The sequence below is a fragment of the Sphingomonas sp. HT-1 genome (genome assembly GCF_048568905.1).
Lineage (GTDB): Bacteria > Pseudomonadota > Alphaproteobacteria > Sphingomonadales > Sphingomonadaceae > Sphingomonas.
In genome coordinates this window covers 1,070,422-1,089,607 of the sequence record NZ_CP183770.1, presented here as the reverse complement: position 1 = coordinate 1,089,607, position 19,186 = coordinate 1,070,422, and the positions used below count along the sequence as shown (strand labels likewise).

Genomic DNA, 19,186 nt, shown 5'->3' with positions numbered 1-19,186 from the left:
TTCCCTGTAAGCAGATTGTTCACTAATCTGGCGAAATGTTCGATTTGAGAATTTCAGTGGGGGAGTTTCAAAGACAATGAGTGGAAGTTTGGGCGCGGTTCAGCCGTTAGCTCTGCCCGCAGTCACAGGTGTGACGGGGCCGATGCTAGACGCATTAACAGCGGCGCTGGGTGTTGATCGTCAGGTGTTGGCGGTTGACGATCAAATCGACCATGCTTGGGGAAACCTTCCGCGGCTGCTGGGCAGGATCCCGGCTGAACACCGCAATGAGACCTTGGCCCGAATGTGTGTAGCTGTGGCGTCTGGCTTGTTCGACAGCGCCATTAACTATGCATGGAACGCAGCTGTTGTCGAACTTCGCCAAAAAGTTCGACGTTTTGGCCTCAATGTTATTCCTCAGATAATTGGAAAACAATTTGATGAGGCTGCGCTGGTCGATCTGAAGGATGTGGAGTTGCTTCAGCTGTGTCTGAAGTTGAACCTCATATCTGAAGATGGATTTTTCCTCTTAGATCAATGTCGAGCGATCAGAAATAATTTCTCCGCTGCTCATCCTTCGATGGGGGTAATTGATGAAGATGAGCTTTTATCATTTCTCAATCGTGTTGCTCGCCATGCTTTGTCTAATGAGCGCAACCTAGTTGGCGTAGACATTCCCGCTTTTCTGGCTGCGCTTAAACTTAGCCGCTTTTCGGCCGACCAGCTTGATGCGTGGAAGCGCCGCCTTCTTGAAACGTTTGACGCTCAGCGTGAAATGCTTTTCGGGACCCTTCATGGAATGTACTGTGATCCAGCGTCTGGCGAAGAAGCACGTGTAAACGCTATAGGTGTTTGTCAGGCGATATTGGATGTTCTAACCCCAAACACTAAGTCAACTCTTGTTGATAGGCATCAGGATTACGTAGCTAAGGGTGAGGTAGCTAGGCATACTGCTTCGCAGCAGTTTTTTGAGCGTCTCGGCTTGCTATCATTGCTTGGTGAAGCAGAAGTTCACCTTCTTATAACGAAGGCCGCTCAATCGCTGATGTCGGTTCATCAAGATTATAACAACTTCTATAACGAGCCCCCGTTCGCGGAACGTCTACTTGGCCTTACGTCTCAAAACCGAGTACCTGAAAGCGCTCAGCATGCTTTCGTAGAGGCGCTCGCCACCGCAGCTACCGGCAGCCGATACGGTGTTTCGAATGGCGCCTACACCTACTACGTAACTATGGTAAAATCGCTCTCACCGGCTGAAGTGTCTATTTTTCTTGAACTGCCGCTAAAGCAAACGATTTTAGCCAGTAGGTTATATGCGTACCAGTCTTGTCGGGATCGATTTAAGGCGTTGGTTAAAATGATCGATCCTGCCACTGTGCCAACTCAGGCGAAGGCTGAGTACGCAAAGTGGATTATCTGACCAATTCTATTCTGTTTTTCCATGATTAGGTTAGTCGGTGCGGGTGGTTTTGCTATTGTGCGCTTGCCCGCACCAGCACCAGCGTCTTCCCATCCCGCCCGGTGAGCAGCAGCCGGCCGCGATGGCTTTGCTGGACCGCCAGGCGCTGGTCGAGCAGGGCGAGCAGCGCCTTTTCCTGCCGCATCAGCGCCGGAGAGCAGGCGCGGCGGGTGGTGATCACGCCGCCGGTGGTCAGGTAGCCGCGCTCCACCCGATAGATGCCGACCAGCGTGTTACAGCCGGTAGTGCCGCTGATCCGCAGGCCCTCCAGCTTTAGCCGGGGCCGGCTGCCGGGGATGACGGCGTGCCCGTCGACGCCGGTGATGCGCCAGTCGCCAAGGAGGCGCTGTTCCTCGGGGGAGAGCGGGGGCGTCTCGGCGCGGGGTTGCTCGCGGGGTGGGGTGGGGTCGGTGGTCTGCGCGGCGGCGGGGAGGGGGAGGAGGAGGGTTAGGGCCAGGAGGAGGGCGGCGGCGTATTTGCATGGGCCTTCACCCTCACCCTCCCATCGCTGGCGCGATGGGCCCCTCCCTCTCCCAAGGGGAGAGGGGTCTTGCTCCCTCTCCCCTTGGGAGAGGAGCATCGGGTGAACAGTGCCCCCGCACTGTTCAGGCCCTGCCGGGGGCAGGGCCGACCCGATGCTGGCCCGCTGCCGCAGGCAGTGGGAAGGGTGAGGGTGGCCGCGCAACGTCACCCCCATCCCATCACCCCTGCCGGAACTGGTTGCGTACTTCATAGGCCATCACCGCCGTTGCCACGGCCGCATTGAGGCTGTCCGCCTTGCCGAGCATGGGGATCTTTACCAGAAGATCGCAGGCGGCTTCCAGTTGCGGCGGCATGCCCTGCGCCTCGTTGCCGGTGAGCAGGAAGGTGGGTGCTGCGTAGCGCGGGGCCTGATAGTCGTGATCCGTGTCGAGGCTGAGGCCGACGAGCTGGCCGGGGCCGGCGCGCAGCCAGGGCTCGAATTCCTCCCAGCGGGCGCGGGCGACGGGCACGGTGAACAAGGCGCCCATGCTCGCGCGCACCGCCTCGACCGAGAAGGGATCGACGCAGTCGTCGATCAGGATCAGCCCGCCGGCGCCCACCGCGTCGCCGGTGCGCAGGATGGTGCCGAGATTGCCGGGATCGCGCAGGCGCTCGGCGACCAGCCAGATCGGCGCGGTGCTGCGGTCGATATCGGCAAGGTCCAGCGCGAACTCCGGGTACACGCCGACGACCGCGCCCGGATTGTCCTTGCCGGAGAGCTTCGACAGGATGTCGGCATTGGTCTCGATCGCCTCGCCGCCCTGCGCCTCGGTGGCGGTGACGAGGGCGACGACCAGCGGGTGGCGGGCGGTCTCGGCGGTGTAGAACAGATAATCGGGGATGCGGCCGGCCTCGCGCGCCTCGGTCAGGATGCGCAGGCCCTCGGCGAGGAACAGCCCCTCTTCGCGGCGGTGGCGCTTGTCGCGCAGGTTGCGCATGCGCTTGATGAGGGGGTTGGAATAGGCGGTGATTTCGCGTGGCATCCCGGCGCTATAGGGCGGGACGGGGGCGGGGGCTAGTTGGGGTGCGGCGGCGCGCTTAGCCTGCGTTCCCCTTCCGCTTGCGGGAGGGGCTAGGGGAGGGGCTGGAACGGTGCAGCGCCTCTTCCACGTCAATCCCTCCCCCGACCCCTCCCGCAAGCCGGAGGGGAGCGCAGGGGCGGAGGCCTATTCCTCGTTGAACCGCGCTTCGACCAGTTCGACCAGCGCCTGCACCGCGCCCTCGGCGCCGTCGCCTTCGGCCCAGATCGTGATCGTGTCGCCCTTGGCGGCGCCGAGCATCATCAGATCGAGGATCGAGGTGCCGGCGGCGCTGTTGCCGTCCTTCTCGACGGTGAGCTCGCAGGGCTGGGTGCTGGCGAGGGTGACGAAGGCCATGCTGGCGCGGGCGTGGAGGCCGCGGCGGTTGACGATGGTGACGGTGCGGCTGGTACGGCTCACGCGGCGGCTTCTCCCAGAACCTCCGAGGCGATGGTGATGTATTTGCGGCCCGCATCGCGGGCGGCGGCCACCGCCTCTGTAACCTTCATCGTGGTGCGGGCGCTGCCGAGACGGATCAGCATCGGCAGGTTGATGCCGGCGATCACTTCGATCCGCCCCGCTTCCATCAGCGAGATGGCGAGGTTCGAGGGCGTGCCGCCGAACAGATCGCTCAGCACGATCACGCCCTTGCCCGAATCGACCGCGGCGATCGCCGCCTTGATGTCGGCACGGCGCGTTTCCATGTCGTCCTCGGGGCCGATGCAGATCGCGGCGACCTGCTCCTGGCTTCCCACTACATGCTCCATCGCGACGACGAACTCTTCGGCGAGCCGTCCGTGCGTCACGAGTACCAACCCGATCATTGTTTTTCTCCGCCCCCTTGTATCGTCACCGGCGCTCCCTCCAGCGAGTCCTGCGGCGCGGTCTGCAAGTCGCGATGGGTTACCGTGGGGGAAAATCCCGCCGCGCGCAACCGACGCGCCACGCGCTCCGCGACGTGCACCGATCGATGTCGGCCGCCCGTACAGCCGAATGCGATCGTGACATAGGATTTTCCTTCCGCCTGATAGCGCGGCAGCAGCAGCAACAGCAGCGATTCGATCTGCTCCATCGCTGCATCATAGGCCGGATCGGCGGCGATATAGGCGGAAACATCGGCATCCCTGCCCGTTCCGGGACGCAGGGCGGCATCCCAGTGCGGGTTGCGCAGGAAGCGCATGTCCAGCACCAGATCGGCGTCGCGCGGGAGGCCGCGCGAAAAGCCGAACGAGGTGACGCTGAAGGTGGTCTTGCCGGTGCCGTCCGCCGAGAAGATCGCGCGGATCGCCTGGGCAAGCGCGTTGGCGGTCATGTCCGTCGTGTCGATCAGCCGGTTGGACCAGCGGCGCAGCGGGCCCAGCAGCTCGCGTTCGCGCGCGATGCCGTCCACCGCCGGACGATCCTGCGCCAGCGGGTGGCGACGGCGGGTCTCGGAATAGCGGCGGACCAGCTCCGCGCCGGCGCATTCGAGGAACAGCGTGCCGACGTCATGGCCCTGTTCCTCGCGCAGCTTCTTGATGCGCTGGACGACGCTTTCGGGATCAAAGCCGCGCGTCTGGGTGCCGATGCCGAGCGCCAGCGGACGCTGGTCGTCGCCCTCGGCGGCTTCGGCAGGGGCGGTATCGAGCAGGCGGTTGAGCAGCAGCAGCGGCAGATTGTCCACCACTTCCCAGCCGAGATCCTCCAGCGTGCGCAGCACCGTCGACTTGCCGGCGCCGGACATGCCGGTGACGAGAAGGATGTGCTTCGGGCGACGCGGGTTCATGCGATGTGCTTCCGGATACGGGCGAAGCGGGAGGAACTGGCAAGGGCGCTCATGGTTGCTCCGCCAGCGGAAGACGAACCACGAACCGCGCGCCGCTGAGCCTGTCTTCCCGCGATTCCACCACGATGCTGCCCTGATGGCCTTCGACGATGGTGCGCGCAATGGCAAGGCCGAGACCGGAATGCTGGCCGAACGCTTCGCTGGAGGGGCGCACCGAATGGAAGCGGCGAAAGATCGCTTCGCGCGCCTCCTCCGGCACGCCGGGGCCCTCGTCCTCGATGCGGACGGCGAGCATCCCCGCTTCCTCCTGCTCGGCCGCGATGGCGACCAGGCCGCCGGGCGGAGAGAAGGAGAGGGCGTTTTCGATGAGATTTTCGAACACCCGTTCCAGGCGCGCCGGCTCTCCCATGACCTGCATCGATTGCCCGCGCGGTCGATCGAAACGCAGCCGCACATCGCCGAGCGTGCCGCGCTCCGCGCGCTGCGCCACCAACGCGGCGAGGAGCGCGCCGAGGTCGAATGGCTCAAAAGTCGCGCGGCTCAACTGGGCATCCAGCCGGGAGGCCTCGGAAATGTCGGTGATCAGGCGATCCAGCCGGTGGATGTCGTCGCGCACGATATCGAGCAGCCGGGCCTGGAAAGCCGGATCCTTGACGGTCGACAGCCCTTCCACCGCGGAACGGAGCGAGGCCAGCGGGTTCTTCAGTTCGTGCGTCACGTCCGCCGCAAAGGTTTCGGTGGCATCGATCCGCGCCCGCAGCGCCTGGCTCATGTCGGACAGGGCGCGCGCGAGCATGCCGATTTCGTCGCGCCGTTCGGGCAGACGCGGCACCACCACTTCGCGGGCCCGGCCGAGCCGCACGCGGATGGCGGCCAGCGCCAACCGGCGCAGCGGCCGGACGATGGTGCGCGCCAGGAACAGCGAGAGCAGCACCGAAACCAGCGAGACAATGCCGAGGACGACGCCCAGCCGATAACGTTCGAGACGCACCGTCTGCGTGATGTCGCGGGCGTTGAAGGCCGTCATCACCACGCCCAGGCCGGTGATCGGCGCGGCGGCGGTGATGACGGGCGTGCGATCGGGCGCGCGCCACACCGTAGCGGCGGCGGCATGCGTTTCCAGCGCGGTGCGCACATCGGGCCAGTTAAGTCCGGCGTCGCGCGGGCGCTCGCGATAGAGCGGCGATCGATCGGCACCGGCGACCTTGTCGATCACCGCATCGAGAAAGCGGGCGATCGTCTGCCCCACCGGATCCTTGTCCGGATCGCGCAGCACCAGGTTGCGCAGGCCGAGCTCGCGGCTGTCGCTGAGCAGCTTGCCCTGCGGATCATAGAGGCGGATGCGCGTGCCCATGTCGCGCGCGAGGCTGAGCACCAGCAGGTCGCGGCGCTTGTCGGTGGCCGAGGCCAGCGCCTGCGCGATCAGCCGCACCTCGCGGCTGGTCTGCTCGACGCGGCTGTCGACGATGCGGCTGCGATAGCTGTCGAGATAGAAGAACCCGCCGCACAGCAGCGCCAACGCGAAGATGTTGACCGCCAGGATCCGTGGCGTGAGGCTGACCCGGCCCGACCATCGCAGCGCCAGGTCGCGCTCGTCATTCATCCGAGAAGCGATAGCCCGCGCCATAGAGCGTCTCGATCGCGTCGAATTCCGGATCTACCTGCCGGAACTTGCGGCGGACGCGCTTGATGTGGCTGTCGATCGTGCGATCGTCGACATAGATATCGTCTTGGTACGCGGCGTCCATCAGCTGGTTGCGCGTCTTGACGATGCCCGGGCGCTGGGCAAGCGTTTCCAGGATCAGGAATTCGGTGACGGTGAGCGTGACGTTGATGCCGCCCCAGGTCACCTTGTGACGCGCCGGATCCATCGTCAGTCGTCCGCGCTCCAGCACCTCGGCGGGCTCCGCCGGCGGGGCGCCCTCGGCCAGTGGTTGTGCAGGCTCGGTGCGGCGGAGAATCGCACGGATGCGAGCGATCAGCAGGCGCTGCGAGAAGGGCTTGGCGATATAGTCGTCCGCACCCATCGCCAGGCCGAGCGCTTCGTCCAGCTCATCATCCTTGCTGGTGAGAAAGATCACCGGGATGCTGCTCTTCTCGCGCAGGCGTCGAAGCAGTTCCAGCCCGTCCATCTTGGGCATCTTGATATCGAGCACCGCCAGCTCGGGCGGGTTTTCGATAAGCGCCTTCAGGGCGCTTTCGCCGTCCGAATAGACGCGGGTGAGAAAGCCTTCGGTCTGAAGCGCGATCGATACGGAGGTCAGGATGTTGCGGTCGTCGTCGACCAGCGCGATCGTCGCAGTCATCCGGCGGCCCTGGGCTGGCGCAAAATCATCATACCACCCGTTAGACCAAAGTTCGGCGCGCCTCAACAACCTGACAACGTTAACGCGGATTGACCCCGCTCCGGCCTCCATGCAAGCAATGGTCCGCAATAAAGTTGCGCCAACGGCAAATCGTCTGTTTTGTCATATAAATGGCGTAATAATAAATATGGAGGTTTGGGTGAGCAATCGGCAATCGCGCCACGATCTTGGCGAGCAGGGTTTTGTTACCGGTGCAACGCTGCACTGGAATCTGATTACCGCACCATTGGTGGAACACTCTCTTCGCCGCGGCGAAGGGCGGCTGGCGGCCGATGGTCCTTTGGTCGTTGCTACCGGCAAACATACCGGGCGATCTGCGAAGGACAAATTCATCGTGCGGGATGCCGAGACGGAGAGCAGCGTCTGGTGGGGCAAGACCAACCAGGCGATGACACCCGCGCATTTCGCCGCGCTCAAGGCCGATTTCCTCACCGAGCTGGGCAAGCGCGACGAACTGTTCGTCCAGGACCTGTATGGCGGGTCGCAGCCGGAGCATCGCGTGCAGGTGCGCGTGATCAACGAGCTCGCCTGGCACAATCTGTTCATCCGCACGATGCTGGTTCGGCCCGAAGCGGAAGCGCTGGCGGACTTCGTTCCCGAATACACGATCATCGACCTGCCGAGCTTCCGCGCCGATCCCGCGCGCCACGGCACCCGCGGCGAGACGGTGATCGCGGTGAGCTTCACTGACAAGCTGATCCTGATCGGCGGCACCGCGTATGCCGGCGAAATGAAGAAGAGCGTGTTCGGCCTGCTCAACTATCTGCTGCCCGAGCAGGGCATCATGCCGATGCACTGCTCGGCCAATATTGGACCGAAAGGCGACACCGCGATCTTTTTCGGCCTCTCAGGCACCGGCAAGACGACGCTCTCGGCCGATGCCACTCGCACACTGATTGGCGATGACGAGCATGGCTGGTCGGACACCGCGGTCTTCAACTTCGAGGGCGGCTGCTATGCCAAGATGATCCGTCTCTCGCCCGAGGCCGAGCCGGAGATCTTCGCCACCACCAAGCGTTTCGGCACGGTGCTGGAGAATGTGGTGATGGACCCGGTGACGCGCGCACTCGACCTCGACGATGCGAGCCTCGCCGAGAACAGCCGCGGCTCCTACCCGATCGATTTCATCCCCAATGCCTCGGCCGACAATCTCGGACCGGTGCCGAAGAACATGATCTTCCTCACCGCCGACGCCTATGGCGTGCTCCCGCCGATTGCCCGGCTGACGCCCGAACAGGCGATGTACCATTTCCTCTCGGGCTACACCGCGCGCGTGGCGGGCACGGAGATCGGCGTGACCGAGCCCGAGGCGACCTTCTCGACCTGCTTCGGCGCGCCGTTCATGCCGCGACACCCCTCAATCTATGGCAACCTGCTCAAGAAGCGGATCGCGGAAGGCAATGTCGCCTGCTGGCTGGTCAACACTGGCTGGACCGGCGGCAAATACGGCATCGGCCATCGCATGCCGATCAAGGCGACGCGCGCGTTGCTCAACGCCGCGCTCGACGGCAGCCTGAACCAGGCCGAGTTCCGCATCGATCCCTATTTCGGCTTCGAGGTGCCGGTGGCGGTGCCGGGCGTGGACGCGGCGATCCTGGACCCGCGCGAGACTTGGCCGGACCAGACCGAATATGATGCCACGGCCGAGAAGCTGGTCGATCAGTTCGTCGAGAACTTCGCCCAGTTCGAAGACCATGTCGAACAAGGCGTACGCTCTGCCGCACCAAAAGCGCGGGCCCTGGCCTGAGCGGCGGCGCGCCCGAGCCCTTACCGCCGCGGCGCTTCGCCAGCGCCGCGGCGATCGCCCGTGTCGGAGAGGGTCTGCTTGCCTGCACGCTTCCCCGCGCGGAATGGACGCATGAAGCGCATCTTGCCGCGTGCCTCTATCTGCTTACCGAGCGGCCAGACGTGGATGTCGATGTCGAGATCGGCGCGCTCATCCGACGCTACAACGAAAGCCTTGGCGGGACCAACGACGATCACCAAGGCTATCACGAGACGATCACCCGCGTGTACCTTGCCGGCGTGCGCCAATATTGCGCGGCGTGTGTCGAGGCCGAACTGCTCGATCGGGTGAGCGGGCTATTGGACGCGCCGATGGGGCGGCGCGACTGGCCGTTGCGCTTCTATAGCCGCGATCGATTGTTTTCGGTGGCTGCGCGGCGCGGCTTCGTCGAACCGGACCTCGCGCCGCTTCCCTAGGGCGTTTTCACCATAAGCGAAAACGCTCTAGGGAAGCGGTTCACTTGAAAAGACGCTAGCTGTCTGGTCTCCGCATCAGGCCTTCCGCGCCGCGACGTGCCGGTCGACGACATGCCCCAGCACCGTCATCGGCACATTGCCGCCGAGCAGCAGCGCATCGTTGAAGGCGCGGAAGTCGAACCGGTCACCCAGTGCGGCTTTGGCCCCGTCGCGGAGACGGTTGATCGCGGTATGGCCGACCTTGTAGCCGCATGCCTGGCCCGGCCAGGAGCAATAGCGGTCCACTTCTCCCTGCACTTCGTCCTCCGAAGAGCCATTGGCCTCCACGAACCAGCGAATCGCCTGATCGCGCGTCCAGCGCTTAGCGTGCAGGCCGCTGTCGACGACGAGTCGGCACGCCCGGAAGCCCAGCGACTGCAAATAGCCGAGCTTCGCCGCCGGGTTCGCCTGGTACACGCCCAGTTCGTCGGCCAATTGCTCGGCATAGAGTGCCCAGCCTTCCGAATAGGCGTTGAACTGGAGGAGCGAGCGGATCAGCGGCATCTTGAAGGTATATTCCCCCTGCCAGGCATGGCCGGGGATTGCTTCATGATAGGCCAGGTCGGGCAGACTGAACCGGGTCCAGATGCCCGTAGAGCGCAGATTGATCCACAAGCGGCCCGGCACCTTGCCGTCGATTGTGCCGGGTCCGCCATAGGCGCCTGCCGCGCCGGCTTCCTCGACCGGCGGGATGCGCTTCACTTCCACGTTTCCCGGTACCAGCGTGTGGAACGCCTGCGGCATTCGCTTGCGCATGTCGTCGATGCTGTCCTGCAGGATGCGGATGATCTCGGCGCGGCCGGCATCGCTTTCCGGGAAGGCGAAGCGCGGATCGGTGGCGAGCCCCCGCATTCGGGCGCCGACGCTCCCCTGCGTATAGCCGAGCGTTTTCAGGATCGTATCCATTTCCGACTGGAGTTCGGCGAGCTGCGCCTTGCCCATTTCGTGCACTTCATCCGGCGACATGGTCGTCGTGGTGCCGGCGCTCAGCGCCCAAGCATAATAAGCGTCGCCGTCCTTGAACTTCCACACGCCGGCATCCGACGTCGCGCGGGCGCGGTGACGTTCCAACTCGGCGATCTGGCGATCGAGCGCTGGCGCAACCTGGCTCGCGGCGATTTTCGCGGCGCGCGCTTCATAGCCGCCGGGCATCGTCGCAGTGCGCTTGGCGAGCGAGGTCACCACGTCCCATGTCGCGGGATCGCCGCTACGGGCGAGGCGGATCTGCTTCAGGCATTTGTCGAGCAGAAAGTCCGGGGCGATCACGCCTACCGACGCAGCCTGTTTCAGCCGCGCAGTCTCGCCATCCAGCGCACCGGCATAGGCCTGGAGACGGTCGCAATAAGCATCGGCATCGTCGCGCGTCGCGATCTGGTGATCGCTGTCGAGCATCCGCGGCACATCGATATAAGCGCCGACATTCTGAACGACGACATAGGGTGCGTTGCGCCAGCCGCCGACGGAAACGTCGCCATAGGGGAACGCCATGCCCTGCAGCCCATTGGCATAGGCCGCCTGGATCACATCGAGATGGACCCGCATTTCGGGGCTCACGGCCTTCAGGTCGACGCGATCGATGTCGGCAAGCGTCGCCTTCAGGTGCGCAGCCATCTTCGCGACGCCTGCGGGGGAGCGATCACCGAGCTGATGCTTCAGTGCAGCGCGCGTGCCCTTGTCGATGCCCAGCCCGGTCGCGCCTTCGGGATTGAGCGCCAGCAGCGCCTCTGCCGTGCGATCGATCAGTGCCTTGGCGGAATCCTCGGCGGCGCCCGAAGCCGCAAAGGCGGGGGCGGCGAGTGCGCCGGTGGCCAGCACCGCGCTGGAGCCAAGCAACACGTCTCGGCGAGTGGTACGCATGAAATCGACCTCTATTCGGTTGTCAGTTCTGGGGAAGGGTGGGCAGGGGCTCGACGCGCAGCATCGTGCCGTCGGCGCCGGTGATCCGGACGCGGGTGCCGGCTGCTGCCAGCGGGCCGCGGGCTGGCCATTCGCCGTCGCCGACACGGACTCGCCCGGCATTTTCATCGATCGGCTCCACGACGGTGACGACCTGGCCGATCATCCGTGCGATGCGATCGTTCAGCATGGGATCGGCACTGGCCACGGGGAAGTCGTGATACCAACGCTTGCCGATCAGCACTGCGGCCACCGACCAGGCTGCGAAGCCGACCAGCTGGCCGGCAAGCCCGAGGTCCGGCAGCAGCAACGCCAGCAGCCCGGTCAGTGCCGCAGCGATCGCGAAGAACACGATATACACCCCGGGCACCGCAAGTTCGACGATGCCGAGCAGGACGGCCCCGATCAGCCACAGCAGGGCAGGGTGTTGCAGCCAGTCCACCGACTCGATCAGCCCTGCTGCTCAAAGGGGGTGGGCCGGCGCGGCGCGGGTGCCGGCGGGGCAGGGGGTTTGGGCGCGCCACCGGAAAGCGCGTCCTTGGCCAGTTCGCCGATGCCGCCCAGCGTACCGATCAACTGCGTCGCTTCCACCGGGAACAGGATCGTCTTCGCGTTGGGCGAGGTGGCGAACTTGCCTACCGCTTCCACATATTTTTGCGCGATGAAGTAATTGAGCGATTGGGAACTGCCTGCTTCGATCGCGTCCGAAACGAGCTGCGTTGCCTTGGCTTCGGCTTCCGCGGCGCGCTCGCGCGCTTCAGCGTCGCGGAAGGCCGACTCGCGTCGGCCCTCCGCCTCGAGAATACGGGCCTGCTTCTGCCCCTCGGCACGCAGGATTTCCGATTGGCGCGCGCCCTCCGCCTCCAGGATGCTGGCGCGCTTTTCGCGTTCCGCCTTCATCTGGCGACCCATCGCGTTGACGATATCGGCGGGCGGGCGGATGTCCTTGATCTCGACGCGGGTGATCTTGACGCCCCAGGGGGTGGTCGCGTGATCGACGACGGAAAGCAGCCGGGCGTTAATCTCGTCGCGCTTCGACAAAGTCTCGTCGAGATCCATCGAGCCCATCACGGTCCGCAGGTTCGTGGTGGTCAGCTGCAGCAGCGCGACATACAGGTCCGAGACTTCATAAGCGGCCTTGGCGGGATCGAGCACCTGGAAGAAGACGATCCCGTCGGTGGAGATCATCGCATTGTCCTTAGTGATGATCTCCTGGCCCGGGATATCGATCACCTGCTCCATCATGTTCACCTTGCGGCCGACGCGATAGAAGAAGGCGGGGTAGAAGTTGAAGCCAGGGGCGGCGACGCTGGTGAACCGGCCGAAATGTTCGATCGTGTACTGATATCCTTGCGTGACGATCTTCACGCTGGCGATCAGGTACAGCACCACCAGCACCGCCAACGCCACGAGAAACGCGGAAATGATCTCCATGCCGTCCGACTCCCCTCGCAATTCCGCCTCGTGGTAGCATAGGGAAGGCGCATGACCAGCATCCCCCATGCGCCGCGCACCGCGCTGTTTCTGCCCGCCTCGAACCCGCGCGCGATCGCCAAGGCGCGCACCCTGGCGGTCGACATGATCATCCTCGACCTTGAGGACGCGGTGAAGGCCGAAGACAAGGACGCTGCGCGCGCTGCAGCAGTGGAAGCGCTTGCCACCGGCTTCGGTGATCGGATCGCCGCCGTGCGCATCAACGGATTGGGCACGCCGGCGCATGCTGCCGATATCGAAGCGGCGGCAGCCTCTGCGGCGGCGATGATCGTGATGCCGAAGGTGGAGGATGCGGCGGCCGCGCGGAGGATTGCGGAAGCGGCCGGCAAACCCCTGCTCGCGATGATCGAGACGCCGGCGGGCGTATTGGCGGCGGCGGCCATCGCGGCGCTGCCCGGCGTCGCCGGTCTGATCGCCGGCACGAACGATCTGAAGGCCAGCCTCGGCATACCCTCTGGAGCGGGCCGGGCGGGATTGTCGGTGGCGCTGCAATCGGTGGTGCTGGCGGCGCGCGCGGGCGAGGCCTGGGCACTGGACGGCGTGTTCAACGCCCTCACCGATCCCGAGGGCCTGGCCGCCGAATGCCGCGAAGGACGCGCCTTCGGCTTCGACGGGAAAACGTTGATTCATCCCGGCCAGATCGCCATTGCCGCCGATGCCTTCGCACCCACCCCCGGAGAGATCGCGGATGCCAGGGCCCTGATCGCCGCTGCCAGAGGCGGTGCCGAGCGATTCCGCGATCGCATGATCGAAGCAATGCATGTCGCGCAGGCGGAATACATCCTCGCGCGTGCCGGATCTGCGGAATAATTCCGCGCACGCGCCCGCGGTGGATCAAAGCGCCTTCTATGGTTGAAACATGGAGAGCATGCACGAACTGGACATGACGTTGCTCCAGGCGATCGGAGCGATCGAGAATCTGCTCGCGCTGCCCTGCGTCGACGTCGCTGCGCTGTCGCGCGCGCGCTATCAGACGGCACGCGCGGTAGCAGCGCGACGACGCGCGATCGATCTGCTCGTCAACGCCGCGATGAGCGAGGGCGGCGCCAAAGCGGAAGCGGCGCGCGCGGTGCGCGGCAGCAACATGGACATGCGCATGTTCTACACCGATCATGTCAGCGCATGGCCGACACCGCGGGCGATCGAGCAATGGCCTGCCTATGTCGCCGCATCGCGGCGGCTGGCGGAGTTCATCCGCAACCAGGTGCAGCGCGAACGCGATCTGCTCTACCCCGATGTGCCCCCCGTGCTCGCCTGAACCTGCCCCCTAGCGCAGATCCCCCCTTGCGGTTACATGGGCCGCCAACTCTCGACTCAAGGATTTGGCGCTCCCCATGGAAATCCCCCTCGGCCTGACTTTCGACGACGTCCTGCTCTACCCGGGCGAATCCGAGATCGTTCCGAGCATGGCGGATACCCGCACGCACGTGACCAAGGGGCTGGCGCTCAACATCCCCATCCTCTCCTCTGCCATGGATACCGTCACCGAAGCCGACATGGCGATCGTGATGGCGCAGCTTGGCGGCATTGGTGTGTTGCATCGCAACATGGAAATCGAAGAGCAGGTCGAGGCGGTTCGCCTGGTCAAGCGCTTCGAGAGCGGCATGGTGGTCAACCCGATCACCATGGCACCCACCGGCACGCTGGCGGAAGCGCAGGCGCTGATGGCGCGGCACCGGATCAGCGGCATTCCCATCGTCGAGGCGGGCGGCAAGCTCGTCGGCATCCTCACCAATCGCGACGTGCGTTTCGCCGAGAACCCCAACCAGCTCGTTTCCGAGCTGATGACGCACCAGAACCTGGCGACGGTGAAGCTTGGCGTTGGGCAGGACGAGGCGCGTCGCCTGCTGCATCAGCGCCGGATCGAGAAGCTGCTGGTGGTAGACGATGCCTATCGCTGCGTCGGCCTGATCACGGTCAAGGACATCGAAAAGGCTGTCAATTATCCGCACGCCACCAAGGATGCGAGCGGCCGCCTGTGCGTGGCCGCCGCGACCACGGTCGGCGACAAGGGCTTCGCCCGTACCGAGGCGCTGGTCGATGCGGAAGTCGACCTGGTGGTGATCGACACCGCGCATGGCCATAACAAGGACGTCAGCCGCGCGGTGGAGCGGGTGAAGAAACTGTCCAACCGGGTGCAGGTGATCGCCGGCAACATCGCCACGGCCGAGGCCGCGCGTGCCCTGATCGATGCAGGTGCGGACGGATTGAAGGTAGGCATCGGGCCCGGCTCGATCTGCACCACCCGCGTCGTAGCCGGCGTGGGCGTGCCGCAGCTCACCGCAGTGATGGAGGCGGCGAACGAGGCTGCCAAGTCCGGCATCCCGGTGATCGCCGATGGCGGCATTCGCACCTCCGGCGACATCGCCAAGGCGCTTGCCGCCGGTGCGGGCGCGGCGATGATCGGATCGCTGCTCGCCGGGACCGAAGAGGCACCGGGCGAAACCTTCCTCTATCAGGGGCGGGCCTACAAATCCTATCGTGGCATGGGTTCGGTCGGCGCGATGGCCAAGGGTTCGGCCGATCGCTATTTCCAGCAGGACATCAAGGACCAGCTCAAGCTGGTGCCCGAAGGCATCGAGGGCCAGGTGCCGTATAAGGGACCGGCGCGCGATGTTATCCACCAGCTGGTCGGCGGCGTGAAGGCGTCGATGGGCTATGTCGGTGCGGGCACCATTCCGGAATTTCAGAAGAAGGCCCGGTTCGTGCGCATCACCAATGCCGGCCTGAAGGAAAGCCACGTCCACGACGTGACGATCACGCGCGAGGCGCCCAACTACCCTACGCGGTGATGAGCAGCAGCAGGTGCGCGGGCCCGCCTCAGCGGCGGGCCTGGGCACCGTCCTTGCCGCTATGGGGTTCGCAGGGCGGCCCCAGATAGTCCGCATGGATCACGCGGTTGCGCCCGCCATCCTTGGCGACATACAGGGCCTGATCGGCGAGACGGTAGAGCTGCTGATAATCGGCCGTGCCGCGCCGCTCGGCCACGCCGATGCTCACCGTGACGAGATGATCGCCGATCGCCTGCCGGTGATCGCAGGCGCCGAGTTCCTGGCGGACATGCTCGGCGAATTGCAGCAGCGACCGCCCCTCGAGCTGACCGATCATCAGCGCGAATTCCTCGCCGCCCAAACGCGCGGTCGCACACATTGGGCCCTGCCAGCGCGTGAGGCGATCGGCCAGGGTGCACAATACGCTGTCGCCGGCCTCGTGGCCGTGCACATCGTTGATCGCCTTGAATCGGTCTATGTCAATCAGCAGCAGCGCGACGGGCGTCTGGTCGCGCTGCGCCGACTGCATCAGCGGTGCTACGGCGGCAACGAAGCCGCGGCGGTTATGGATGCCGGTCAGCGGATCGCGTGTGGCGAGTTCGCTGGCGCGCGCTTCCGCCGCCAGAGCACGATCGCGTTCGGCGCGGAAGCGCGCTAGCCGACGACTGGCGGCGATGGACAGCCAGATCGTCTGCCACGCGGCGGCGAACAGCACCAGGATCTGCGCGCCGCCACCCCAGAGCGCACTGCCCAGATCAACGAACTGGGTGAGCGCCAGCGCCGCCATCGGCACCGACCACGCGGCGACGAGATCGCGCGCCTCTGCGCTGCCGCGCCGCACCGCCCATCCGAGGCAGATCGCCACCGCCAGCAGGTCTGCCAGCACGAAGATGCCTAGCATGGCACCCAGGGTGTCGATCAACGCACTGCGCACCAGACTGGTCGGTATGCCGAGAATACCCACCGCCGCGCCCAACGCGAGCGCGACACCTCGAAGCCAGTTCGGCAGGATTGATCGCGGGATCGAGGTGACGGCGCTGAACGTCGCCAGCGTGATCGCGTTCGCGGAAAGGAAGGTGGAAGCCTGTGCGGAGAAGCTGCCGGCAAAGCCCGGCACCACCAGCAGCGCGAATTGCGACCACAGCGTGCCCCACACGAACACCGTGGCGGCCCAGGCGCCTTGCCACGCCAGATATTGCCGCCGCACCGCGATTGCCAGCGAGAGGTTGTAGATCGCGCCGATCGCCAGCAGCGTCAGCGCAGCGCCGATCAAGGCGGCGAGCATCGCCGACTGGCGCTCGGCAGCGCCGGAGGGAACCAGCCGCACCCGCAGCAGGTGATGGCTGGCCAGGCGATCGAAGCGCAGTACGATCGCGGCGACATGGTCGTTGCGGTTCGCGGGCGAAAAGGCGAGTTGGGCGCCCGGCCGCCAGAAATCCCCATACGCGCCGTTGCGCACCTGCTGCCATTCGGCCGGGCCGTCCACATAGCGGAACTCGACGGCCAACCTGTCCAACCGGCTGTGGTGCACGAGCAGCGTCGGTGTCTCGCCAGGCTGCATGTAGCGAGCAGGATCAATACGCAGCCAGAGGCTTCCCCGTTGATAACCGCTGGGTTCGCCGCCGCAGGTGAACCGCAGCGTGGAGGCATTGCCGTCCGGCACGGCGGCTGGCGTTACGACATGGCACACACGCCCGTCCAGCGGCACCCCCACCGCAAAGGCTGCACCGGGAATCAAGCCGGCGATTGCTACGAACAGGGCGAAGATCGCCCCCCAACGGTCCACCAACGCTTCCTCGTCGACCCCTCACGCCCAAGGCATGCTTTGCAGGCAAACGGTACAAGAGATTGGCCGTGGAGGCTATCCATACGTTTGCCATATCATCATTCGCCCTGCTTCCCATGCCGTCGCCAATCGCCTAGCGCGGATGCATGACTCCAGCAGCGCGCCTCCAGATGGCGATCGAACTTTTGGACGAGGTGGTGACGGCGGCGCGGAGCCGCGGGCCCGCCGCCGATGTGCTGTTGGCGCGCGCCTTTGCTGCGCGCCGCTTCGCCGGATCGAAAGACCGCCGGGCGATCCGCGGCCTGGTGTACGATGCCATTCGCCTGTGCGGCGAGCCGCCGGAAACCGGACGTGCGGCGATGATCGCCTTGGCCGGGGTGCGGCCTGAACTGGCCGCGCTGTTCGATGGCTCGCGCTATGGACCCGCGCCGGTTCATGAGGGAGAAGCGCCGGCGCGGATGGGTGTGGCGCCTGCCTGGCTGGAACAGGCCCTTGCGGACTCGGGACTGGATGAGGCGGAGCGCGACGCTCTGCTCGATCGGGCGCCGCTCGATCTGCGCGTGAACGCGCTTCGGACGACACGAGACGCCCTTGCCGGACAAATTGCCGGTGCCACGCCATTGTCGTTCGTCCCGCACGGCCTACGCTTGGAAACCGACGTGCCGGTAGAGCGCGAGCCCGCCTTTGCCGACGGCCGCATCGAGGTGCAGGATGCCGGCAGCCAGATGGTGAGCCATCTAGCCGGCGCCGAACCAGGAATGGCGGTGATCGATCTCTGCGCCGGCGGCGGAGGCAAGACGCTGGCGCTGGCTGCCGCGATGGAGGACAAGGGCGCCATTCTTGCCTGCGACGTCGATCGGCCGCGCCTTTCGCGCCTGGCGCCGCGGGCCACGCGGGCCGGGGTGACGATCGCAGCCACCCGTTTGCTCAACCCGGGACAGGAAAGCGCCATGATGAGCGATTGGCAGGCACGCGCCGATCTGGTCGTGATCGATGCGCCTTGTTCGGGCACCGGCACCTGGCGGCGCAATCCCGAAGCGCGTTGGCGGCTGACGCCGCCGTTGCTTGCCCAATATGTCGAGACGCAGGCGCGGCTGCTGGCGATCGGGGCCGGGCTGGTACGGGCGGGCGGGACGCTGGTCTACATTACCTGCTCGCTGCTTGACGCGGAGGGTGCGCGCCAGATCGATCGCTTCCTTGGCGTGCAGCCCGAATGGACGGCACTTGGACTGGATGCGCCGATCGGGGCGCTACGCGGGCACGGCCTTCGGTTGACCCCGCACAAGGACTCGACCGATGGCTTTTTTGTCGCGAAGATGGTGCGGCAATGCTAGCAACGTCTTCCAGTCTATCGGAGATTTTGATGCGGATCACCGCAGTTTCGGCGGCAGCGGCGCTGCTGGTCCTTACCGTGTCCTCCAGCCTCAGCGCTCAGCGTCCGGATAGCCAGATCGATCCGCGTTCGCTCGAACTGGTCCGTCAGGCGCGCGCCGCGCAAGGCGCGGGCAACCTGGGCGGGGCCAATGACCTGCTGGAAACGGCGCTGGCCGTCGATCCACGCAATCGCGAGGCGTTCGTGCTGCTTGCCGATATCGCGCGGACGCAGAGCCTGCCCGGCAAGGCGATCCGCTTCTATGGCGAGGCGCTGAAGCTGGAACCGAACGACTTGGCTGCGCTGCGCGGGCAGGGCGAGGCGATGGTGGCGAAGGGCGCGATCGAGCGCGCAAAGGAAAATCTGGGCAAGATCAAGACGATCTGCAAGAACGCGTGCGCCGATGCGACCACCCTTGCAGGCAGCATCGCCAAAGGGCCTCCGCCAACCCCTGTGGCTGCGAACGATGCGGCGACCAAGGCAGTGCCTGCGAAGGAAGCCGCCAAGCCCTGAACC

19 protein-coding genes are annotated in these 19,186 nt (G+C 65.3%); 8 read left to right on the top strand and 11 right to left on the bottom strand.

Features of this window, described 5'->3' with window-relative positions:
* The first annotated feature begins 142 nt into the window (after positions 1-142).
* Positions 143-1,399, top strand: coding sequence for a hypothetical protein (locus ACNFJ7_RS05190; RefSeq protein WP_082664520.1), 1,257 nt, complete (start codon positions 143-145; stop codon positions 1,397-1,399).
* A 52-nt stretch (positions 1,400-1,451) separates the two neighbouring features.
* On the opposite strand, the gene ACNFJ7_RS05185 is transcribed toward ACNFJ7_RS05190, so the two are convergent.
* The 7 genes from ACNFJ7_RS05185 to ACNFJ7_RS05155 all read right to left on the bottom strand — a co-directional run bounded on the left by ACNFJ7_RS05185 (position 1,452) and on the right by ACNFJ7_RS05155 (position 7,050).
* Positions 1,452-2,018, bottom strand: coding sequence for an META domain-containing protein (locus tag ACNFJ7_RS05185; RefSeq protein WP_156804365.1), 567 nt, complete (start codon positions 2,016-2,018; stop codon positions 1,452-1,454).
* A 121-nt stretch (positions 2,019-2,139) separates the two neighbouring features.
* Positions 2,140-2,943, bottom strand: coding sequence for a TrmH family RNA methyltransferase (locus ACNFJ7_RS05180; protein WP_019369520.1), 804 nt, complete (start codon positions 2,941-2,943; stop codon positions 2,140-2,142).
* A 183-nt stretch (positions 2,944-3,126) separates the two neighbouring features.
* On the bottom strand, positions 3,127-3,399 hold the full coding sequence (locus tag ACNFJ7_RS05175) for an HPr family phosphocarrier protein (protein ID WP_019369519.1): 273 nt from the start codon (positions 3,397-3,399) through the stop codon (positions 3,127-3,129).
* Positions 3,396-3,803 (bottom strand): PTS sugar transporter subunit IIA, encoded by a 408-nt coding sequence (locus ACNFJ7_RS05170; RefSeq protein ID WP_019369518.1) that lies wholly within the window; start codon positions 3,801-3,803, stop codon positions 3,396-3,398. Before ACNFJ7_RS05170 ends, ACNFJ7_RS05175 begins: the two co-directional genes overlap by 4 nt.
* On the bottom strand, positions 3,800-4,744 hold the full coding sequence (gene rapZ, locus ACNFJ7_RS05165) for an RNase adapter RapZ (RefSeq protein ID WP_019369517.1): 945 nt from the start codon (positions 4,742-4,744) through the stop codon (positions 3,800-3,802). The genes ACNFJ7_RS05170 and rapZ overlap by 4 nt, the downstream gene beginning before the upstream one ends.
* A gap of 49 nt (positions 4,745-4,793) precedes the next feature.
* Entirely contained in the window at positions 4,794-6,371 is a 1,578-nt protein-coding gene (locus ACNFJ7_RS05160) for a sensor histidine kinase (RefSeq protein WP_026009143.1), read from the bottom strand.
* Complete coding sequence (locus ACNFJ7_RS05155) at positions 6,340-7,050, bottom strand: response regulator transcription factor (protein WP_019369515.1); 711 nt, start codon at positions 7,048-7,050, stop codon at positions 6,340-6,342. The genes ACNFJ7_RS05160 and ACNFJ7_RS05155 overlap by 32 nt, the downstream gene beginning before the upstream one ends.
* A gap of 187 nt (positions 7,051-7,237) precedes the next feature.
* Here ACNFJ7_RS05155 and ACNFJ7_RS05150 point away from each other — a divergent pair, with 187 nt between their 5' ends.
* Positions 7,238-8,857, top strand: coding sequence for a phosphoenolpyruvate carboxykinase (locus ACNFJ7_RS05150; RefSeq protein ID WP_019369514.1), 1,620 nt, complete (start codon positions 7,238-7,240; stop codon positions 8,855-8,857).
* 161 nt (positions 8,858-9,018) lie between these two features.
* A complete protein-coding gene (locus tag ACNFJ7_RS05145) occupies positions 9,019-9,312 on the top strand; it encodes a hypothetical protein (RefSeq protein ID WP_019369513.1) in 294 nt (97 codons plus the stop codon).
* Between the two features lie 75 nt (positions 9,313-9,387).
* Here the strand turns inward: ACNFJ7_RS05145 and ACNFJ7_RS05140 are convergent, their stop codons facing one another.
* From ACNFJ7_RS05140 to ACNFJ7_RS05130, 3 genes are read right to left on the bottom strand one after another with little or no spacing between them, the layout of a single operon-like run.
* Positions 9,388-11,208 (bottom strand): DUF885 domain-containing protein, encoded by a 1,821-nt coding sequence (locus ACNFJ7_RS05140; protein ID WP_026009140.1) that lies wholly within the window; start codon positions 11,206-11,208, stop codon positions 9,388-9,390.
* A gap of 22 nt (positions 11,209-11,230) precedes the next feature.
* Entirely contained in the window at positions 11,231-11,689 is a 459-nt protein-coding gene (locus ACNFJ7_RS05135) for an NfeD family protein (protein ID WP_019369511.1), read from the bottom strand.
* Between the two features lie 8 nt (positions 11,690-11,697).
* A complete protein-coding gene (locus ACNFJ7_RS05130) occupies positions 11,698-12,681 on the bottom strand; it encodes an SPFH domain-containing protein (protein ID WP_173644873.1) in 984 nt (327 codons plus the stop codon).
* Between the two features lie 51 nt (positions 12,682-12,732).
* Here ACNFJ7_RS05130 and ACNFJ7_RS05125 point away from each other — a divergent pair, with 51 nt between their 5' ends.
* The 3 genes from ACNFJ7_RS05125 (at position 12,733) to guaB (ending at position 15,533) form a co-directional block, all read left to right on the top strand.
* Positions 12,733-13,551 carry an HpcH/HpaI aldolase/citrate lyase family protein gene (locus ACNFJ7_RS05125; RefSeq protein ID WP_019369510.1) on the top strand — a complete coding sequence of 273 codons (819 nt, stop codon included), beginning with the start codon at positions 12,733-12,735 and terminating at the stop codon, positions 13,549-13,551.
* Positions 13,552-13,609: 58 nt separating this feature from the next.
* Complete coding sequence (locus ACNFJ7_RS05120) at positions 13,610-13,999, top strand: hypothetical protein (RefSeq protein WP_152997787.1); 390 nt, start codon at positions 13,610-13,612, stop codon at positions 13,997-13,999.
* 76 nt (positions 14,000-14,075) lie between these two features.
* Positions 14,076-15,533: an IMP dehydrogenase gene (guaB, locus tag ACNFJ7_RS05115; protein ID WP_019369508.1), complete on the top strand. Its 1,458-nt coding sequence runs from the start codon at positions 14,076-14,078 to the stop codon at positions 15,531-15,533.
* Between the two features lie 28 nt (positions 15,534-15,561).
* Here the strand turns inward: guaB and ACNFJ7_RS05110 are convergent, their stop codons facing one another.
* Positions 15,562-17,298 (bottom strand): diguanylate cyclase, encoded by a 1,737-nt coding sequence (locus ACNFJ7_RS05110; protein ID WP_162839596.1) that lies wholly within the window; start codon positions 17,296-17,298, stop codon positions 15,562-15,564.
* Between the two features lie 146 nt (positions 17,299-17,444).
* Here ACNFJ7_RS05110 and ACNFJ7_RS05105 point away from each other — a divergent pair, with 146 nt between their 5' ends.
* Positions 17,445-18,632: an RsmB/NOP family class I SAM-dependent RNA methyltransferase gene (locus ACNFJ7_RS05105; protein ID WP_026009139.1), complete on the top strand. Its 1,188-nt coding sequence runs from the start codon at positions 17,445-17,447 to the stop codon at positions 18,630-18,632.
* Positions 18,633-18,661: 29 nt separating this feature from the next.
* Positions 18,662-19,183 (top strand): hypothetical protein, encoded by a 522-nt coding sequence (locus ACNFJ7_RS05100; protein ID WP_019369505.1) that lies wholly within the window; start codon positions 18,662-18,664, stop codon positions 19,181-19,183.
* Positions 19,184-19,186 lie beyond the last annotated feature (3 nt).